Below are 19,223 nucleotides of genomic sequence, written 5' to 3'. Positions count from 1 at the left end.
TCAATTATAGAATGTGCAAAATAGAAGAAACTATCCTTTAGAAATGAAGGGATAATTAGGTAAAGGAGACTAGAACATGAATGATATTTATGAAGCATTAACGAAAGAACTATTAGACAAAAATGACAAGCTTTCTTACGCACAAGCGCGTGCTTGGGTTGAATTACTGTGGGAAGATTTTCAAACGACTTATGCGAAATCAGGTCGTTATCAAGGAGAAGAAATGACTGAACAAGTTGTGCGATCATGGATTAATAATCATGGAGGACGCCTTCATGAAATGCGTACAAATAATCCGAAATATAGCCATTTAATCAATCAAGAAGATCATTTGAAACATTAAAAAAAGCGACTGAAGTCGCTTTTTTTAATGTGGAAGTAACTCCAGTTTTTTTCGAAGTTTTTCTTCACTAAAAATCCATCCTGTATAGGAACTAATAATATTTAAATTATGATCGAGTTGAACGATCGCAACGAATGGATAATAGTCTTTACTACGATATCGCAAATCAATGAATCGAACTTCATAATAATGATCATAATCGAAAATGTCCCAGCGATATACAGGGGAGAAAGATAAAAATGCTGAGATGTTTTCATCTTGTTTAGCTGCGCGCATAATAGCATTATCTGGGAACGGTACCCGATCGAACTTATCATAGATCATAATGTTACCACGATGCCATCTAGCAACGTAGTAATAATCGTTTGTAACGACTGCTAAATGATAATGATAAAATCGATAAGAAGGAGAAATGATTATCTTCTCAACATGTTTGAAACGTTTTTGTACAACACTTCTTATATTTCTATGCATCATAATCCGTCCGATGTAGTAAACAATCATTAATATATACGCTGCTAAGGCAGTATATCCTTTATGGGAACCTACGAGCATACAAGCAATTGCGAGTATATGGATAAAGAAAATGACGGTATCAAATGTATTAATGATGCCGAGCGCTACCCATTTTTTTGTGAAGGGCCGTAATGCTTGTGTACCGTAGGCATTAAAAATATCTACAAAGACATGAAGAAAGACGGCAATAAAGGACCAAAGTAGTAGATGCAAATATGGAGCGTCTGAAAAGAAGGCGAAAGAGATGCCACTTATAAGGAAAGACCAAAGAATCACTGCAGGAATGGAATGAGTAATCCCACGATGATTTCTTATATATTTAGCGTTATTACGCAATTTTAAAACTGTATCGATGTCAGGAATATTGGAGCCGGCAATTGTAGCAAGCATAACTGCTTGTGGCCCAATATCACTTTGTGCTATGGCTGGATCTAACGTGGCCAAACTGCCTAGAGTAACGCCCATAACAAGGTGAGTGGCTGTGTCCATAGAAATCCACCTCCGTTTTTTATTAATGTAACTCTTTTTATTCGATACCTCAAGTCCTTTGCCTTCTATTTCCTATGTCATCTTACTTAAATTTTTTCCTAAAATCTTTATAATAGTACTTATATGCAAAAAAATGAGGGGGACCAAGTTTGACACTTGAAATATTAAATAATTTTAACATAGAGCAGTTTCAAAATGATTTAATTGGTTGGTTTGAAAAAGAGCAACGCGACTTACCGTGGCGTAAAAATAAAGATCCATACCGTGTTTGGGTTTCGGAAATTATGTTGCAGCAAACTAGGGTAGAAGCTGTAAAACCATATTACGCAAATTTCATGGGGAAGTTTCCTACTCTAGAAGCTTTGGCAAATGCTGATGATGAAGAAGTGTTAAAAGCATGGGAAGGTTTAGGCTATTATTCTAGAGCGCGAAATTTACATGCAGCCGTAAAAGAAGTAAAAGAAGTATATGGCGGGATTGTGCCAAGTGATGTAAAGAAGATTGAGAAATTAAAGGGAGTCGGTCCCTATACAAAAGGTGCTATTTTAAGTATCGCCTATGGTATACCAGAGCCGGCAGTTGACGGAAATGTTATGCGTGTATTATCTCGCATTTTATCAGTATGGGATGACATTGCAAAACCAAAAACGAGAAAAGTGTTTGAAGAGATTGTGCGTGAAATTATTTCGGCTGAAAATCCATCTTATTTTAATCAAGGTTTGATGGAATTAGGAGCACTGATTTGTATTCCTAAAAATCCAGCATGCTTACTTTGTCCTGTACGTGAGCATTGCAGGGGATATGCTGAAGGTGTTCAAAAGGAATTACCAGTAAAAAGTAAAGCGAAAGCCCCTACGATGGTACCGATTGTTGCGGGAGTACTTCAAACGGAAGATGGTCGTTACGTCATTAATAAACGTCCAAGTACCGGTTTATTAGCTAATATGTGGGAGTTTCCGAATATTGAACTTGGCGAAGGGATTCGTAATCAGAAGGAACAGCTTATAGATTATATGAAAGAAAAATTTGAGCTTTCGATTTCTATTGAAGAATACGCAATGAATGTACAACATACGTTTACACATCGTACTTGGGATATATTCGTATTTTACGGAAAAGTAACTGGTGATATTGTTGAAACAGATACATTGAAATTTGTATCGAAAGAAGCATTTGAGCAGTTACCTTTCTCTAAATCGCATCGTACGATTTATGAGAGTTGTGTTGAGAAAATTACAATGCAATAAAGTGAAACTTTAATCAGTGGGGGTTTTCTTCATCCCCCACTGATTATCAGCCCTCACCAATCGGACTTTTATGGGCAGCCCGACCCCCACCTCACTTCTTTGCTTTCGCTGCATTTTGAGGTGGGGGTCTTACTGCCCATTAAAGCGGGATAAACAAAAAAAGTGTTCCCAGGTTGGGAACACTTTTTTAATCGTAAGAAATTTTTGTCCCATGAGTCCAACTAGCATCACCTTCTTGTAAGCCGCCTCTTGATTCAATTTCTATTACAATTTCTTTGTAGATACTTTGACCTTCTGCATTTAAATACGGCAGAATCTGTTGTAATGAATGATGAAAATAAGCCAATTCATCTTCTTTCCACTCACTTTTTGAAACCATCGTTAGTTCAGTCATATCGCGTCCTACATACATATTCCCACCTCCATTTTCTATAGTTTGAATGAGTAACAAGAGATATATGCGGAATTTTTTCAAAAGAAAATTACGGATAGCTTCTAGTTGAATTGGTTACATTATTGATTGTGGAGGTGAGAAAGATGAGTAAAAAACAACAAGGTTATAACAAGGCAACTTCTGGTGCTAGCATTCAAAGTACAAATGCTAGTTATGGTACAGAGTTTTCAACTGAAACAGATGTGCAAGCAGTAAAACAAGCAAACGCACAATCAGAAGCGAAGAAAGCACAAGCTTCTGGTGCACAAAGTGCAAACGCTAGTTATGGTACTGAATTTGCAACTGAAACAGACGTGCATGCTGTGAAAAAACAAAATGCACAATCAGCTGCAAAACAATCACAATCTTCTAGTTCAAATCAGTAATGAAAGAAAAACACTTCTCTAATTCGAGAGAAGTGTTTTCTTTGTGCTTTGGTCATGGGAATGAAAATAAAACGAACGACATAACTTCTAATAAGTCAACAAATGTAGTCAAAGGAGAAGGAAGTTAAAGATTAGAAATATGTAATGAGGAATAATAAATGATAAATAAGTCCAAAAGGGGGTAAGTAATGAACGATTTTGATAAGTTGGTAGGAGAGCAATTGGAAACGATGGATGAGTTGTTGAAGTTACAAGCTCACCTAGAGAAGTATCAGCAAATTGAAATGAGCGAAAAGGATACGTGCGATAAAAAGGAATTACATTTTATCCGCCAAGAAATATATAGAACAGAATTAGCGCTCAAGCTATTACATGAGAAATTTGAAGAGCAAACAAATAGTGTAATTCAATCTTTTGAAACTGAAAAAATGATTTCAAATTTAGGATAAGATATATCGTTACCTTTAGGTGAAAGGTCCTTCTTTACATGGAAATGAGGAAGGACTTTTTTTATTCTCATTTCTTCCTTTATAAAATGTTAAGCGAAGATCCTTGTTTCTTAATAGGATTAAGGATATCGTATTCAGTGTAAAATATAGAGTCTTATCGCTTTAGTTTTAAAATTTCGACAAAAAAGTTATAATAGAAAAAAAGTGAATGCAGTTCAAAGGGCATTTGCAGTTGAAGGAAGGGAGCATATATGGGATTTCCCAAAGAAGGAGAAAAAGTACAAATACATAGTTATAAACATAATGGCTCCATTCATAGAATGTGGGAAGAGACAACGATTTTAAAAGGGACACAGAGCCTTGTAATCGGAGCGAATGATCGTACAGTAGTGACGGAATCAGATGGCCGAACATGGATTACTCGTGAACCAGCAATTTGTTATTTTCATGCAAACTATTGGTTTAATGTAATTGGAATGTTAAGGGAAGAGGGAGTATATTATTATTGTAATTTAAGCTCACCTTTTGCATATGATTCTGAAGCGTTAAAGTATATTGATTATGATTTAGATATTAAAGTGTATCCAGATATGACATATACGCTTTTAGATGAAGATGAATATGAAAAACATAGTCAAATTATGCAATATCCACCTGTGATTGATACGATTTTAAAACGAAATGTAGCACAATTAACACAATGGATTCATCAAAGAAAAGGGCCATTCGCACCAGACTTTGTAGATATGTGGTATGAGAGATATTTAATGTACAGAAATTAAAACAAACCTGCAGGGGATTTCCCCGCAGGTTTGTCCTATTAGAGGGGGGATTATGTGCAAGGTATAAAAAGATATTTGCAATTTGTTAAACCATATCGATGGCTTATTGCTATTACGATTATGATTGGTCTAGTTAAATTCGGCATCCCGCTCATTATGCCGTGGTTATTAAAATATATTATTGATGATGTCATTCAGGGCGGAGGGTCACTTCAAGATAAGACGTCCCAACTAGTAACAGCGATTGGGATTGCTTTTTTTATTTTTGCAGTGTTAAGACCACCGATTGAATATTATCGTCAATATTTTGCGCAGCGTATCGCAAATACAATACTATATGATTTGCGAAAACATATTTTTGGTCATTTACAAAAGTTGAGTTTACGTTATTATTCGAATACAAAAACAGGGGAGATTATTTCGCGCGTCATTCATGATGTAGAACAAACGAAGGATTTTGTAATTACTGGTTTGATGAATGTTTGGTTAGACACGGCAACAATTGCTATCGCTATCATTGTTATGTTTTCTATGAATATAAAATTGACATTTGTTGCGCTATTAATTTTACCTATTTATGTAGTGGCAGTGAAATATTTTTTCGGGCGTCTTCGAAAATTGACGAAAGAGCGTTCACAAGCGTTAGCAACGATGCAAGGGTATTTACATGAACGTATTCAAGGGATGCAAGTGACACGTAGCTTTGCATTAGAAGAGTATGAAGGGAAGCAATTTGAAAAAAGAAATAATGAATTTTTGACGAAAGCGTTAACACATACGAGTTGGACGGCGAGAACATTTTCGGCAGTAAATACGTTAACAGATTTAGGGCCGTTACTCGTGATCGGTTTTGCGGCGTATGAAGTGATTCAGGGGCAGTTAACCTTAGGAACTATGGTTGCCTTTGTTGGATATATGGATAGTTTGTATAGTCCACTTCGCCGCCTTGTCAATTCCTCTACGACATTAACACAGTCTTTTGCATCGATGGATCGGGTGTTTGAACTATTAGATGAAAAATACGATATTGTGAATGTGCCAAGTGCGGTACAAACGAAAAAATTAAATGGTGAAGTGATATTTGATAATGTATCTTTTCGTTACAATTCGGATGAAAAAGAGGTATTACATAACCTTTCGTTAACTATGTTACCAGGAGAGAAGGTAGCACTTGTAGGAGCGAGTGGGGGAGGGAAGTCATCTCTTGCTAGTTTAATCCCACGTTTCTATGATGTCTCTTCAGGCGTAGTTTATGTAGATGGGATAGATGTTAGAAAGTATGATATGAGAAATTTACGTAGCCATATTGGAATTGTACTGCAAGATAATTTGTTATTTAGCGATACAATCGGGGCAAATATTTTATATGGGAATCCGAAAGCTACAGAGGAAGAAGTAATTGCAGCTGCCAAAGCTGCGCAAATTCATGATTTTATTATTGAGTTACCTGATGGTTATGATACTGTCGTCGGGGAGCGCGGTGTGAAGTTATCTGGTGGGCAAAGGCAACGTGTAGCGATTGCACGCGTGTTTTTAAAGAATCCATCGTTACTTATATTAGATGAAGCGACTTCCGCTTTGGATCTAGAAAATGAACGATATATTCAAGAGGCGCTTCAAACGTTAGCTGCTGATCGAACGACGATTATAATTGCACATCGATTGGCGACGATTACGCATGTGGATACGATTATTTACATTGAAGATGGTGAAATTAAAGAAACAGGATCTCATGAAGAATTAATGAAAAAAAGAGGATATTACCACAATTTATATCAACTTCAACATATAACAGAAACAGCTCCTTTAGCGTAAAAGGAGCTGTTTTTTATTCGTCTTCTTTTTTATCATCGATTTTGAGTTCTGCTTCTGGTTTATGGTATGTGTAGAAGCTATCCACAAGTAAATCTAAATGCTCTACTTCTTCACTATAGTTAATAATAGCAGAAATAAGAGGGAAGAGATGTAGCCATGTTTTATATGCCTCTTCATCATCCTTGTTTTGATATTCCATAAAGATATCAATTAATTCCTGTTTACCTGTTTCAACTTCATCAAGCATTTCAACAGATTGTTGTTTTTTTGCTTTACCAATAAATTTTAATAAAACTTGTTCATGATAATGTGTTAATGAATCAAGCTCGTTCTGAATAGATTCCTGGAATTCTTCTGGCATATAGCGCAGTTCGTTTTCAGTACGATGTAATGATTTTAACGTACTTAAAGCACGACTTGTCGTCGCTAACATTTGTCTGAATAAAACAAGCTTACGAATTTTTGCGAACTTTACTTTTTTCGTATAGCTTCTTTCTTCTTTATACAGCAAATAGTAATGGTTTAATTTGATCATTTTTTCTTTCATACGATCAATATCAGTTTTTAATGTTGTAAAATCAGAAGCTTGCCTGCTATTCATTCGAATCCATTTTACAATTTCTTCTGTATTATCAACGATGCGATGATATAACTTTGTTTCGTATTTTGGCGGCATAAACACTAAATTTACAAGTGAAGCCGCAATAATTCCAACCATAATCGTCGCAAAGCGAAGTAAGGCAAAACTAAAGAAATCTTCACCTTGATACTCCATAATAGCGATAACTGTTACTAAAGCAATTGATATTGTGTTTTCTAATCGTAATTGCAATGTAAGAGCAATTACTAATATACATGTTAATCCAATAATAAAAGGATTATGTCCAAAAGCAGTAGCGAATGCGATAGCGAATACCGCACCAATGACGTTTGCTTGAATTTGTTCAAGTGCAGTTAAATACGAACGGTATACAGACGGTTGAACAGCGAAGATAGCTGAGATTCCCGCAAATACTGGACTCGGTAAGTTAAGTAAAATACAAGCAAATAAAGCTAATGTGATGGCAATACCCGTTTTTAAAATGCGAGCACCAAGTTTCATACCCTTAATAAGATCCTTTCTCTTGTCATAATGAATGTACAACATGATACTATACATTCATTACAATATGTTAGCAAGTGATATTTTAGTGACGTTAATAAGAAATTAAGATTCATTTTATACTTTTTCCTAATTCTTTTTAAACATCAATTTTTAGTAAAAAAACCTGCTGAATTTCAGCAGGTTTCAAATTGTTACTATAGATTACTATGAGAAGTGTACTTCGTCAATTTTTTTCTTGAAGATGAAAATTAGGCATATCACTCTGTTGAGATAGATGGATCAGCCTGCTCTTTTTTCGGGATGATTTCAAAAAACTGTTGCTGCATATCATCGAATAATGGTGTCAATAAAGCAACTTCCTCGTATTGCTCATGTTCATTTAATACACGGATATAATCTAGTAATAACTCGGTCACATCTTGCACACCATTTTTACTAAGTGGTTGTAATGTAACATTTGCTCCTTTTGCGATTCTTCTTTTTAAGGCCTGTTCTGTTAAACCTAAGCTTGAATCATGGCGTAAATAAACAACACCGCCAGTCATACCAGCGCAAATCCATGGACCAGGATCTCCTAAAACAAGCGCGCGCCCATTTGTCATATATTCAAAAGCGAAACCTTTAATATTAGAGTATGCTCCTATATTCCCTTGTTCTTTTTCGCGGAGTGGCTTTATCATGCGTCCGCCAATTATCATGTCTGCTCCAGAGAGGCGAATGCCAGCGCGAGCATCAGCGTTACCTTGAACGTATAGCGCCCCTTTTTGTGCACCGTATCCAAAACCTTTTCCGACAGAACCGTTATAATATAGACCATCTTTTCCTTTTGCTTTCGTTATATAAATACCACCACCAAAGGAGGTTTTACCAATACCATCTTGTGCGCCGCCGTTTACGTGTATAAATAAGTTCTCACTATTGTAAGCACCTAATCCATTTCCAGGAATCGAGCCATTCGTATACTTTAATGTAAGTGGTTCAAGCTTCGTGTCTTCATATAATTTACTACGAACGCGATAACAAGATTCTAGACCACCCATAACGCGTTGCTCTACGCCAACGCCTACTAATTCTTTTGAATGAGGAGAATGAATTGTTTCAAATTGTTTTTCTAGTACGTGTTCTGTTTTTGTACCAGATGGATGTTCTATCGTTTGTAGTAAATTACATAAGTTTAATAAATTTTTGCCTCGAACTTGTTCTAATAAATCGGAACGCCCGACAATTTCTTGTAAATTTGTATAGCCGAGATTTCCTGTTAATCGTTTTAGTTCTTCGCCAAAAGTAGTGAATAAATGTAATAATCCAGCCACGGCGCTTTCTAATTCACGCGGGACGAAGCGGCGTAATCCGTGTTCTTTCGCTTGAGCTTCAGATTCAATCTGTGTTGCGATTCCAACGTGGCAAGTATCTAGATGACATCCGCGGCAAGTTGTACAGCCAATTGCAATCATGGATAATGTACCAAATCCAATGCGGTTTGCTCCAAGGAGCATAATTTTCAAGGCATCATTCACACTTCGAATACCACCATCAGCCCAAATTTCTACTTTATGTCTCATATTTGCTTCTAATAAAGCATTGTGAGCGGCTTTCACACCAATTTCTACAGGAAGCCCTACATGTTGCAATGCGTGAATACGTGCGGCACCTGTACCACCATCAAATCCGCTAATGTTAATAAAATCAGCACCAGCTTTAGCGATACCGACAGCAATTGTTCCAATGTTAGGGACGACAGGAACTTTTACAGCTACTTTTGCAAGTTGATTAGCCGTTTTAATTTCTGTAATCATTTGAGCTAAATCTTCAATGGAATAAATATCATGATTGTTAGAAGGTGAAATTAAATCAGAGCCAATTGTAGCATTACGCGCTTCAGCGATTTTGGCTGTTACTTTTGAACCTGGCAAATGTCCACCTTCACCAGGCTTGGCACCTTGCCCAATTTTTATTTCAATTAAGTTTGATGAATTGAGTAGTTCGGCGTTTACGCCAAATCGTCCGGACGCGATTTGTTGTCCACGTGTATGTGGATATTTTCCAATCATATCTTTAATTTCGCCGCCTTCACCGTTCAAACTAATCATATTTAGCTGATCGGCTGCTTCTGCATATGCACGAAAGGCAATTTCATTTTGAGAACCGAATGACATGGAACTAATAATAAATGGTAAATCATGATTTTGAATACTGATGGACACTTCTTCAGCCGGAACGACATGTTTTGTTTCTTTCGTTTGAACAAGATGTCTAATTGCGATTGGGTTATTTTCTTCTAATTCACTTAATTTTTCACGGTAATCATCATAAGAGTTTCCCTTTGCAACATCGCCGATTGCTTTCCAAATTCGCGGGAATATATGAAAAGATTTTCGCATTCTAACTTTAGGATTGTTATAATCGTTCGCTCGCATTTGTGCATCTTCAGCAAGTGATTCAAGAGAAAAAGCTAAATCATTTGAACCTAAGAAATTTGTAATTTGCAATATATTTGCGATTTCTTCATGTAACCCGATAGAAGAATAGAGGCGACCGTAACCACGCAATTCATGGATTCCAATTGTTGAAATGACTTTTTCCAGTCCTTTATTAAGTGCATGATATAAATTCGTAATTGGTGTTTTTGTCCCATCATTTACGGTTGCAAATAGTAAATATGGATTGATACTATCTGCTCCTAATCCATACAGTGTGACGATATCGTGTAAGGAGCGAAGGGCACCAGAACGTATAACGAGAGAGCAGTTTCGGCGTAATTTATTTTCGCTTAATACTTGATGTACTTTCGCGGTAACTAAATGCGGATCAATCCATAATCGTCCATTTAGGTGAGCGTCAGCATCGTCTATTAATAATAGGGAAGCTCCATCGTTCACGGCTGTTATCGCTTCAGAACTAATTCGACTTAAGGCACATTGTAAAGTTTCTGCCTGACTGAATGTAGCAGAGATTGTAGCGATAGAGCTATGAGTATTGAATAGTTGTATAAGTTGCTCGTACGTAATTGTGTGTAATTCTTCTACAATAGATTGTGCTACACTTCCTTCTAAAATGATTGGGGAAAGCATCTCAACTACAAATGGCTGTTTAGCATCAGCCAATAAACTTGGACGTTTGCCAAGTATCGTTCGGGTGGAGAAGTGTTCAACTTCTCGATCGCGATCGATTGCTGGATTTGTAACAACAGCTACACTTTCCTTAATGAAGTCAGCGATATTTCGTCTATCAGTATCAAGTGCAGCGAGTGGTGAGTCATGCCCAAGTGAGCGAATTGGTTCAACACCTTTTGTTGCCATCTGTTCAAGAAGCTGAATATGTTCACGATCCCATCCGAAAGCAACGTATTGTTTTGTGTCAACTTGCATAGAATCACATAATCCTTGGATTTCTTTCGTTTCAGGGGTAGATAAGTTTAAATGATAATCTTTAGTATCCACTCGTTTTTTAAAACGGTCATATACTTGAGCTTGGTATTTGTCATATTCATAAAGAACAAGCTCATCTTGTTCATTCCACTTTAGTCCGACTTTTTCCCCTGGAGCGAGTGGTTTTGGTTCTGCTACATATTCAGTTGGGGATACAACTCCAGGTTCAGAAGAGAAAATATAAGAGCTTTCTGTCTCTACTTTCCATACTGGTCGTAGCCCGAGGGAATCCACGCTGAAAACAGCTTCATCTTTATAACGTGAAATAATGCCAGCTGGACCTTGTGCAAAATGGCCCCATGCTTCACGTATATACGTATATAAATCTTGTAGATGTGGTTCATAAAGTTTAATTTCATTAATAATTGGCGGGAATAGTATATCCATTGCTTCAAATAAACTGTAGTTGTATTGAACAAGTAGAGTTTCTAAGGTGCGGTTTAAATCTTGGGAGTCACTGCCCCCAGCAGTAAGTGGAACGTGAATCATTTCAGCTTGATCGCGTAATTTTGCAATTGTGTTAATTTCACCATTATGTCCGAGGATACTAAATGGTTGTACACGAAAGAAGTTAGATAATGTATTAGTAGAATAGCGATTATGTCCTAGTGTCATAGTTGAAGCAATAAGTGGGTGTTGTAAATCATTGTAATAGGCAACAAGTGTATCCCCAGCACCGAGAACTTTATATACAACGTGATCACGACTTAAGGAAGCAACATGAATCGCTTCATTTTCTTCTATTTTTATCGTTACTGTAAATAATGTTTGCTCAATATTTGTAACTTCATTTTCTGCGATAAGAGCAACTTGCCAAAATAAAGGTTCTTCTTGTTTACCAAGTGGACCGAGTGCATCGGAGTTGATTACATCATCACTTTCGAAAAGAATTGCAAAGTTTTCGTTGTTTAGTTGTGTACGAATATGATTTTTTAAATTAACTATATTTTCGTTTTTGTTTAGAAAAAAATGTCCAACGATAAAGTGGGGATGATCCACGATCGTTGGATTATATCCGCTACTTTTTAATTTTTCATTCCAAAGTGATTTTGGTACATCAATGTGAATACCAATTCCATCGCCTTCGCCATTAATGAAACCAGCTCTATGATTCATTTTGACGAGCGATTGTATGCAAAGGTCAATATTTTCTTTTGTAGGAATTTTTCGTTTCTCCATAACGGAAACGATTCCACACGCATCGTGTTCCGCATTTTTGTAATCTCGAAATAAAGACGGTGTCCATGTGTTTGTTTTATTGAGCATCCGTCAATCCCCCCTCTTATGAAAGTTTGAATAATCTTACTATTTGAGGCGTGAGCAGCCTTGTATACAAAGATAGTAAGGATATAAAAAATTAAACAGATAATTATGAATAATTATACTATTAATGAGGGATTTATGAAATAGAAAAAAGGAAAAAAGAAAGGTGTGCTTTCTTTTTTCCTTTTAATGGCGGGATTATTTATTGTTTGCTAAAGCAGCAAATGCTCTACCTACAGCTTCAATTGTATATTCAATATCTTCTTTTGTATGTTCTGTCGTTAAGAACCATGCCTCATATTTAGAAGGTGCTAAGTTAACTCCTTCTTGAAGCATAAGCTTGAAGAATTTACCGAACATTTCACCGTCTGTATCTTGTGCTGCATCGTAATCTTCAATTGTATTTGTTGTGAAGTATACAGTTAAAGCGCCTTTTAGGCGGTTTAATGTAATATCGATATTATGTTTTTCAGCCTGCTCTAAAATTCCTTTTTCAAGCATTGCACCAAGTTCATCTAATTTTTCATAAAGCCCTTCTTGTTGAAGAACTTCTAGACAAGCAATACCAGATGCCATAGAAGCAGGATTTCCTGCCATTGTACCAGCTTGATATGCAGGTCCAAGAGGGGCAACTTGTTCCATAATTTCTTTCTTACCACCGTAAGCACCGATTGGAAGTCCGCCGCCAATAACTTTACCAAGCGCTGTTAAGTCTGGTGTTACGCCAAGTAAGTCTTGAGCACCACCGTACATGAAGCGGAAAGCAGTAATAACTTCATCATAAATTACTAGTGCACCAGCTTCGTGAACAAGTTCATTCACTTTCTCAAGGAAGCCAGGTTTTGGCTCTACAATACCGAAGTTTCCAACGATTGGTTCTACAAGAATAGCTGCTACTTCATGTCCCCATTTATCTAATGCTTCTTTTAAAGTTTCTACATTATTAAATGGAACAGTAATAACTTCTTGAGCGATACTTTGTGGTACACCCGCTGAGTCAGGAGTTCCTAGTGTAGAAGGGCCAGATCCAGCTGCTACAAGTACTAAATCAGAATGACCGTGGTAACAACCAGCGAATTTCATAATTTTTGTGCGGCCTGTGTAAGCGCGAGCGACACGAATTGTTGTCATTACAGCTTCAGTACCAGAGTTTACGAAGCGGACTTTATCTAATGCAGGCATTGCTTCTTTTAACATTTTTGCAAATTTTACTTCTAGCGCTGTTGGAGTTCCGTAAAGTACCCCATTTTCAGCAGCTGTTGTAATTGCTTTTGTAATGTGCGGGTGAGCATGTCCAGTAATAATAGGACCGTATGCTGCTAAATAATCGATATATTTATTTCCGTCTACATCCCAGAAATAAGCACCTTTTCCACGTTCCATAGCAACAGGAGCGCCGCCACCAACTGCTTTAAAAGAACGAGAAGGACTATTAACACCGCCAACGATATGTTCTAAAGCTTCTTTATGTAATGCTTCTGATTTTGTGAATTTCACTACCATTCATCTCCTTACAAAAATCTATGTATTATTCTAACATGTTTTTCGAAAAGACGTATTGTTTGTGATAGAGAAGGCAGTTGGGTAAACTATTCGTTGTGACATTTAGGAAGGGGGTCCGGTTATGAAATCGGTAATTGAGGTACAAGGGTTACGTAAAGAATTTACAGCCTATTCAAGTCGTCCAGGTTTAAAGGGTGCATTTCGCGATTTATTAAATCGTAATTATAAAATAGTACCAGCAGTAAATGATGTATCTTTTACTGTGAAACAAGGTGAAATGGTTGGATATATCGGTGAGAATGGTGCTGGTAAATCAACGACAATTAAAATGCTTACGGGGATTTTGACTCCGACATCAGGAGACATTTTAGTAAACGGGATGAACCCGCATAAGCAGAGGGAAGAATTTGTAAGAACGATTGGTGTTGTTTTCGGGCAACGCTCACAGCTTTGGTGGGATATTGCGGTACAAGAATCGTTTCGTTTATTAAAAAAAGTGTACGGTGTATCAGACGCTCAGTATAAAGAACATATGGAGCACGTGATCGAAACGTTAGATATTGGTCCTTTATTAGATAAGCCAGTTCGAAAGCTATCTTTAGGTCAAAGAATGCGTTGTGAATTAGCGGCAGCATTAATTCATAATCCGCCGTTATTATTTTTAGATGAACCAACAATTGGGTTAGATGTACTTGTGAAATTGAAAATACGTGAATTTTTAAAAGAAATGAATGAACGTTATAAAACAACGATTTTATTAACAACTCATGATATTACTGATATTGAAGCTTTATGTGAGCGCGTTATCATGCTGGATGAAGGCAATATTATGTATGACGGTTCTTTAAATAATCTTCGTACGCAGTGGGGAGCAGAGAAAGAAATACATTTTCAGTTTGTCGCACCAGTTTCTTATCAGGATTTATCAATGGTTATGCCAGATAGTCATGTCGTTTGGTCGAAAGCGAAAGAGGAAAACGCGTGGATTGCCAAAATACCGAATGAAGAAGTTATTATTTCAATGCTTATTTCTAAAGTGGTACAAGCCTTTCAAATTAAAGATTTAAAAATTAACGAAGTGTCTACAGAGGAAATTATTCGTAACATTTATGAGGAAGGTATTAAACATGGGTAAGTACATTGAAATGATTCGAATTCGCTTTTTAATGATGCTTGCGTATCGTACAAACTACTATAGCGGGATTTTAATTTATACAATTAATATCGGCGCATATTATTTTTTGTGGCAAGCAATTTATAGCGGAAAAGAGAATATTGAAAGTTTATCTATTTCGCAAATGACTACGTATATCGCAATTGCGTGGATGGCACGTGCTTTTTATTTTAATAATATAGACAGGGAAATTGCGATGGAGATTCAAGAAGGACGTGTAGCGGTAGAACTGATACGTCCATATAACTATTTAGGGATGAAAGTGATGCAAGGTCTTGGTGAAGGAATATTTCGCTTTGCCTTCTTTTCCATTCCGGGTATGGTGATCGTTACCTTATTATTTTCATTGCAAATTACAACGAACTTTCAAACGTGGTTATATTTCTTCTTATCTTTAATATTTAGTTTTATTATTAATACACAAATTAATTTAATGACGGGAATGCTCACATTCTTCTTATTTAATAATAGCGGAATTATGTATGCAAAACGTGTTGTTATTGATTTGTTTTCAGGTCTATTATTACCAATTAGTTTTTATCCGTTATGGGCCCAAAAGGCAATGATGTTTTTACCGTTTCAGGCTATTAGTTATATTCCGAGTATGATTTTCTCAGAAGGTATACAAGGAAGTAAATTGTATGAGGCATTATTATTCCAAGTAATTTGGGCCATTGTACTTATTATTCCGATTGTACTCATGTGGAGAACGGCGAGAAAACGTCTAATTGTACAAGGGGGATGATGAGATGATATATATAAAACTATTTTTGCAATATGCAAGTCAATATATAAAAACAAAATTGGAGTATCGGGGCGATTTTATCGTTGGATTACTTTCTGATTTATCACTACAGGCTGTTAATTTAATCTTTATTCTTGTTGTGTTTGGACATACGCAAGCATTAAAAGGTTGGAGTAGAGAAGAAGTCATCTTTATTTATGGTTTCTTTTTAGTGCCGTTTGCCATTTTCTCAGCTTTCTTTAACATATGGGACTTTAATGATCGTTACATTATTAAAGGAGAAATGGATCGCATATTAACGAGACCGATTCATAGTTTATTTCAAATTATTTTAGAAAGAATGGAGCTTGAATCTTTAATTGGAGCGATTACGGGAATGATTGTAATGGGCTACGCAGCAGTGGAGTTGCAATTATCTTTTTACTGGTACGATATCTTCTTATTCTTGTTGATGGTAGGAGGGGGCGCACTTGTATACGGAGGAATATTTGTTACGCTTGCAAGTCTTGGTTTTTGGTCGGACGCGAAAAGTTCGATTATGCCGCTAATGTATAACATAGGGAATTATGGCCGCTATCCTGTTAATATTTATAACCGTGTGATTCGCTTCATTTTAACGTTTGTCCTACCATTTGCGTTTGTCGGAGTGTATCCAGCAGCGTACTTTTTAAGAAAAACAGAGTGGAATAGCTATGCATTTGCAACACCGCTCGTTGGTGTTATCTGTTTTACGATTGCAATTACTCTTTGGAATCAAGGGGTAAAAAGGTACCGTGGTGCAGGGAATTAATTATAAAAGCTTGTTTCTTTCTAAGGGATAAATCCAATGGCTGTCTCATACATATAAAATGAGGTGGAGGACATGTTATGGGGATTTATTCTATTAATTGTAGCAATTGCTATTTTGAGAAGTGTCCAATTGTTATGGAGTTCCTATTCAGATTCAACGCGTTTTTTTTCGCTGTATAATCTAGCCACATTATTTTTGATTTATACAACTGTACTAATTGCGTTTGGATTAAGTTATGTTGTATTAGAAGAAATGGGTTTTGCAGTTTTGAAAGAGGATGGAGAAAGCTTAAACGCTCACTCTTTTCAACTCGTTGAAATTTGTTTATATTTTAGCGCAGTTACTTTATTGTCTGTTGGATATGGTGATATATCTCCAATTGGAATTGGGCGGTGGATTGCAATTGGAGAAGCGCTAATTGGATATACATTACCGTTTGCTTTCGTGATGAGGTCTGTAATAGACAATGAAAAATAAGGAAGCATTTGTTATAGTAAAAGAAAAGAGTAGGAGTGATAACAATGATCACAGTAGGAGAAATGGCTCCAGAATTTACATTAGAGGGAAGTAACGGGGAACAAGTTCGCTTAGCTGATTTTCGTGGTAAAAATGTAGTTCTATATTTTTATCCGAAAGATATGACTCCAGGGTGTACAACTGAAGCATGTGATTTTCGAGATGCATATGGATTATTTCAAGAGAAAGATACAGTTATTCTTGGTGTAAGCCCTGATTCAGCGAACAGACATCTGAAGTTCATTGAGAAGCATGAACTTCCATTTGTACTTTTAGTAGATGAAGATCATAAGGTAGCGGAATTGTATGATGTTTGGAAATTGAAAAAGAACTTTGGGAAAGAGTACATGGGAATTGAGCGTTCTACATTCCTTATTAATAAAGACGGTGAACTTGTAAAAGAGTGGCGTAAAGTGAAAGTGAAGGGACATATTGAAGATGTTCTTTCTTATATAAAGTAAATCCATTGTGGAGATAAAATATATAGAAGTAAGGCGAGTGTCTATACATATTTTATTGTCTTACATAAAGTGAAGTGTAGGGCATACCTCCTCAGATGATAGTATTCCAAGTGCGATTATGTCGCACTTTTTTTCTATGTAAATGTATAAAAAATGGGGAAAGATACATAAGAATAAGGCTATATACAAAAATAAACCACATACTTATAGTAGAAATATTGACGATTTATAAGAAAAGGAGTACACTCTTTATAAGAATTATAAAATAATAATCCGTATAGAATCGGGGTGCATGACGGTGGTCAAAGAAGAATTAAAAGAAGCGCTAGAAATGCTGAAAAATACGGGTGTACGCATTACTCCACAGCGTCATGCTATTTTAGAGTACCTTGTGGAATCAATGACGCACCCAACAGCGGATGACATTTATAAAGCATTAGAAGGTAAGTTTCCAAATATGAGTGTTGCAACTGTCTATAATAACTTACGTGTATTTAAAGAGGTTGGACTTGTAAAGGAATTAACTTATGGAGACGCTTCAAGTAGATTTGATTATGTTACAAGTCAACATTATCATGTGATTTGTGAAAAATGTGGTAAAATTGTTGATTTTCCTTATGGAGGTTTGGAACAACTTGAAGAGGAAGCTGCAAAAACAACAGGCTTCGTTATTAATAGTCATCGCTTAGAAATTTATGGCGTTTGTCCAGAGTGTCATAAGGCGTAATATATAATAAAGAAAGAGGCTGACGGCTTTACGTCAACCTCTTTCTTTATTATATATGGGAATTACGCTAAGTTCAGAAGGAGTTAAAATGTTCAGTAGAGATCTAATTTAATTAAGAATAAATACAAAAGGTGATTTCTTAACCAAGAAATCACCTTTTGATGTTTAGCCCTATAAGGATACATTTTCCTTACTGTACTCATATGTGCCTATGATTTATAGCTCTTCTTATTATATTTTTCATCAAATTCTTTTCCTTCTAGATTTCGATCCATTGTTAAAGGTTGGTTGCAATGCATACATGCGTCGACACGACCGAGCATTTTTGTAGGCTTATCGCAGCTTGGACAAATAATTTGTACAGTTTTAGTAGATAACATACCAATCCAAAAGTAAACGACAGTACTAGCGATAACAGCTAAAAAGCCAACCATCATAAATGTTGTCATAATAATAATGTTCTCACGGAAAAAGACTCCTAAGTATGCAATAAAGAGACCGATAAATACTAAACTTAATGCAAAGGTCCGGATTTTATTGATTTTGTTCGAATATTTAATGCCCATTCTCACCACACTCCTATAACAATAATATAACATAAAATTTAGAATTTTCACTCGTTGAAAAATGTGATAGAGTGATAAGATATGAAATGTGGAGTAGGATGAAGGGAAACTATAATGGTTTTTGGAACATGGTTTTAAAGTTTTAACGGGATGTGAAATTTTTTTATAAAAAGTATTGACCCTGTATGTACTGCATGATATATTAATAACCGTCGCTGATGCGGAAACGCAGAAAACGACAAAAAAGAAATTGAAAAACTTAGTTGACATCGAAATACGAAGATGTTAACATAAGGAAGTCGCAAATGAGCGACTAAGTAGTTCTTTGAAAACTGAACGAAACAAACAACGTGAAACGTCAATTTTTATTTTATGATGCTAGACAAACTAACTTTATTGGAGAGTTTGATCCTGGCTCAGGATGAACGCTGGCGGCGTGCCTAATACATGCAAGTCGAGCGAATGGATTAAGAGCTTGCTCTTAT

18 protein-coding genes and 1 rRNA gene are annotated in these 19,223 nt (G+C 36.2%); 13 read left to right on the top strand and 6 right to left on the bottom strand.

What is annotated here, in order from left to right; translation table 11 throughout:
* Positions 1-76 precede the first annotated feature (76 nt).
* On the top strand, positions 77-343 hold the full coding sequence (locus ACTFNE_RS19435; protein WP_000998157.1) for a YfhJ family protein: 267 nt from the start codon (positions 77-79) through the stop codon (positions 341-343).
* Positions 344-367: 24 nt separating this feature from the next.
* Here ACTFNE_RS19435 and ACTFNE_RS19430 read toward each other — a convergent pair whose 3' ends face one another.
* Positions 368-1,348, bottom strand: coding sequence for a metal-dependent hydrolase (locus ACTFNE_RS19430; protein WP_270705178.1), 981 nt, complete (start codon positions 1,346-1,348; stop codon positions 368-370).
* A gap of 149 nt (positions 1,349-1,497) precedes the next feature.
* Between ACTFNE_RS19430 and mutY the strand changes: the two genes are divergently transcribed.
* Positions 1,498-2,595, top strand: coding sequence for an A/G-specific adenine glycosylase (mutY, locus tag ACTFNE_RS19425; RefSeq protein WP_000171401.1), 1,098 nt, complete (start codon positions 1,498-1,500; stop codon positions 2,593-2,595).
* A 187-nt stretch (positions 2,596-2,782) separates the two neighbouring features.
* On the opposite strand, the gene ACTFNE_RS19420 is transcribed toward mutY, so the two are convergent.
* Positions 2,783-3,007, bottom strand: a complete 225-nt coding sequence (locus tag ACTFNE_RS19420; protein ID WP_000289263.1) for a hypothetical protein — start codon at positions 3,005-3,007, stop codon at positions 2,783-2,785.
* 125 nt (positions 3,008-3,132) lie between these two features.
* Between ACTFNE_RS19420 and ACTFNE_RS19415 the strand changes: the two genes are divergently transcribed.
* The 4 genes from ACTFNE_RS19415 to ACTFNE_RS19400 all read left to right on the top strand — a co-directional run bounded on the left by ACTFNE_RS19415 (position 3,133) and on the right by ACTFNE_RS19400 (position 6,460).
* Positions 3,133-3,414 carry a gamma-type small acid-soluble spore protein gene (locus ACTFNE_RS19415; RefSeq protein WP_000039045.1) on the top strand — a complete coding sequence of 94 codons (282 nt, stop codon included), beginning with the start codon at positions 3,133-3,135 and terminating at the stop codon, positions 3,412-3,414.
* Positions 3,415-3,602: 188 nt separating this feature from the next.
* A complete protein-coding gene (locus tag ACTFNE_RS19410; RefSeq protein WP_000997582.1) occupies positions 3,603-3,863 on the top strand; it encodes a YgaB family protein in 261 nt (86 codons plus the stop codon).
* Positions 3,864-4,114: 251 nt separating this feature from the next.
* Positions 4,115-4,645: a nucleoside tri-diphosphate phosphatase gene (ntdP, locus tag ACTFNE_RS19405; protein ID WP_000506628.1), complete on the top strand. Its 531-nt coding sequence runs from the start codon at positions 4,115-4,117 to the stop codon at positions 4,643-4,645.
* 54 nt (positions 4,646-4,699) lie between these two features.
* Complete coding sequence (locus ACTFNE_RS19400) at positions 4,700-6,460, top strand: ABC transporter ATP-binding protein (RefSeq protein ID WP_001161627.1); 1,761 nt, start codon at positions 4,700-4,702, stop codon at positions 6,458-6,460.
* Between the two features lie 13 nt (positions 6,461-6,473).
* On the opposite strand, the gene ACTFNE_RS19395 is transcribed toward ACTFNE_RS19400, so the two are convergent.
* From ACTFNE_RS19395 to hemL, 3 genes are all read right to left on the bottom strand, one after another.
* Positions 6,474-7,562: an aromatic acid exporter family protein gene (locus tag ACTFNE_RS19395; RefSeq protein WP_000765784.1), complete on the bottom strand. Its 1,089-nt coding sequence runs from the start codon at positions 7,560-7,562 to the stop codon at positions 6,474-6,476.
* A 260-nt stretch (positions 7,563-7,822) separates the two neighbouring features.
* The gene (locus tag ACTFNE_RS19390) at positions 7,823-12,259 is read right to left on the bottom strand and encodes a glutamate synthase-related protein (RefSeq protein WP_144533266.1); all 4,437 of its coding nucleotides are present in this window, start codon (positions 12,257-12,259) and stop codon (positions 7,823-7,825) included.
* Between the two features lie 195 nt (positions 12,260-12,454).
* Positions 12,455-13,759, bottom strand: coding sequence for a glutamate-1-semialdehyde-2,1-aminomutase (gene hemL / locus ACTFNE_RS19385; RefSeq protein WP_001974515.1), 1,305 nt, complete (start codon positions 13,757-13,759; stop codon positions 12,455-12,457).
* A gap of 121 nt (positions 13,760-13,880) precedes the next feature.
* Here hemL and ACTFNE_RS19380 point away from each other — a divergent pair, with 121 nt between their 5' ends.
* From ACTFNE_RS19380 to perR, 6 genes are all read left to right on the top strand, one after another.
* The gene (locus ACTFNE_RS19380) at positions 13,881-14,894 is read left to right on the top strand and encodes an ABC transporter ATP-binding protein (RefSeq protein ID WP_000843646.1); all 1,014 of its coding nucleotides are present in this window, start codon (positions 13,881-13,883) and stop codon (positions 14,892-14,894) included.
* The gene (locus ACTFNE_RS19375; RefSeq protein ID WP_000521517.1) at positions 14,887-15,678 is read left to right on the top strand and encodes an ABC transporter permease; all 792 of its coding nucleotides are present in this window, start codon (positions 14,887-14,889) and stop codon (positions 15,676-15,678) included. Before ACTFNE_RS19380 ends, ACTFNE_RS19375 begins: the two co-directional genes overlap by 8 nt.
* Positions 15,679-15,682: 4 nt before the next feature.
* Positions 15,683-16,468: an ABC transporter permease gene (locus tag ACTFNE_RS19370; RefSeq protein WP_000639354.1), complete on the top strand. Its 786-nt coding sequence runs from the start codon at positions 15,683-15,685 to the stop codon at positions 16,466-16,468.
* Between the two features lie 72 nt (positions 16,469-16,540).
* A complete protein-coding gene (locus ACTFNE_RS19365; protein ID WP_000964357.1) occupies positions 16,541-16,945 on the top strand; it encodes a potassium channel family protein in 405 nt (134 codons plus the stop codon).
* Between the two features lie 44 nt (positions 16,946-16,989).
* Entirely contained in the window at positions 16,990-17,445 is a 456-nt protein-coding gene (gene bcp / locus ACTFNE_RS19360; protein ID WP_000633720.1) for a thioredoxin-dependent thiol peroxidase, read from the top strand.
* Between the two features lie 298 nt (positions 17,446-17,743).
* Positions 17,744-18,172, top strand: coding sequence for a peroxide-responsive transcriptional repressor PerR (gene perR / locus ACTFNE_RS19355; protein ID WP_000237831.1), 429 nt, complete (start codon positions 17,744-17,746; stop codon positions 18,170-18,172).
* A 209-nt stretch (positions 18,173-18,381) separates the two neighbouring features.
* Here the strand turns inward: perR and ACTFNE_RS19350 are convergent, their stop codons facing one another.
* Positions 18,382-18,738 (bottom strand): YgzB family protein, encoded by a 357-nt coding sequence (locus ACTFNE_RS19350; protein WP_000511742.1) that lies wholly within the window; start codon positions 18,736-18,738, stop codon positions 18,382-18,384.
* Positions 18,739-19,131: 393 nt separating this feature from the next.
* On the opposite strand from ACTFNE_RS19350, the gene ACTFNE_RS19345 reads away from it, so the two are divergent.
* Positions 19,132-19,223 (top strand): 16S ribosomal RNA (locus tag ACTFNE_RS19345); the annotation flags it as partial.

Source organism: Bacillus cereus group sp. MYBKT111-2 (assembly GCF_051915205.1).
In the GTDB taxonomy this organism is placed as follows: Bacteria; Bacillota; Bacilli; order Bacillales; family Bacillaceae_G; genus Bacillus_A; species Bacillus_A paranthracis.
The sequence above is the reverse complement of the archived record's forward strand: the minus strand, read 5'-3'. Positions and strand labels throughout refer to the sequence as shown.